The sequence below is a fragment of the Mesorhizobium sp. M7D.F.Ca.US.004.03.1.1 genome, assembly GCF_003998635.1.
GTDB lineage: Bacteria > Pseudomonadota > Alphaproteobacteria > Rhizobiales > Rhizobiaceae > Mesorhizobium > Mesorhizobium loti.
Genome location: NZ_RZQG01001399.1, coordinates 1 through 1,072, shown reverse-complemented (window position 1 = coordinate 1,072; position 1,072 = coordinate 1). Strand labels below are relative to the sequence as shown.

1 protein-coding gene is annotated in these 1,072 nt (G+C 62.0%); it reads right to left on the bottom strand.

Annotated elements, in window-relative coordinates; genetic code table 11:
• Positions 1–876, bottom strand: an 876-nt coding sequence (locus tag EN935_RS37395; RefSeq protein ID WP_127374311.1) for a LysR substrate-binding domain-containing protein, incomplete at its 3' end; no start/stop codon positions are given.
• Positions 877–1,072 lie beyond the last annotated feature (196 nt).

Sequence of the window (1,072 nt, the reverse complement as noted above, 5' to 3'; positions counted from 1 at the left end):
CACTTCGAAGGTCGCGCGGATGTGGTCGGCAACCGCCTTGACCGGCGCGCTGGCGTCCGGCGCCACCACCATCGCCAGATTGTAGGTGCCGATGTCGGGCATGCCGTCCTTCGGGCAGAGTTCGACCATGTCGTTGCCGAGGAACGACTTCGGCAGCGGCGCCACCGCGAGATCGGACATGATCGCAGCGCGCTGGCCGGCCGTGTGCGCGCTCATATAGGCGATGCGATAATTGCGGCCTTCGCGGCCAAGCGCATCGAGCGCTCCGGCGCGCCAGGCGCAGCCCTCTTCCCACAGCGATACCGGCAAAGGCTCGCGCAGATGCGCGCAGCCGCCCTTGGCGCCGGCCCAGACGATCGGCTCCGTCAGCAGCACCTCGGCGCCAAGCGCACTGGTCTTGTAGGAATTGGTCAAGAGCGTGATGTCGAGCGCCCGGTCGTCCATGCGCCGGCGCAAATTGCTGCTCTGGTCGATGGTGACGTCGACGGCGATCGACGGATGCGACTGCGCAAAACGCTTCAGCACATGCGGCAGCACGCGCTCGCCGTAATCGTCCGGCGAACCAAGCCGCACCACACCGACAATCTCGGGAATGATGAACTTCGACACCACCTCGCGGTTGATCGACAGCAGCCGGCGGGCGTAGCCGAGCAGCATCTCGCCGTCCGTGGTCAGCGACACCGAGCGGGCGTCGCGCGCGAACACCGAACGGCCAAGAATGTCCTCCAGCTTCTTGATCTGCATGGAGACGGCCGATGGCGTGCGGAACACGGCATTGGCGGCGGTGGTGAAGCTGCCGGTCTCGGCAATCGCCACGAAAGTGCGCAAAACGTCGAGATCGAGCAGTGGCAGTGGATGATTGAGCGGGGCGTTCATGGGAACTGACCTTCAATTTTTCTGATACAAAGCATCATTCCATTTCGTTTGATTGAACATCAGATTGGGAGGATAGTCAACTCCATCGAAGCAGGTTGCTGCCACAAGCAGCCACGAAACGACCACGACACAAACCTGCAATCGACACGAAATGAAGCTGAAACAAACCTGACATAACCAACGCGCTGTCTGGCAC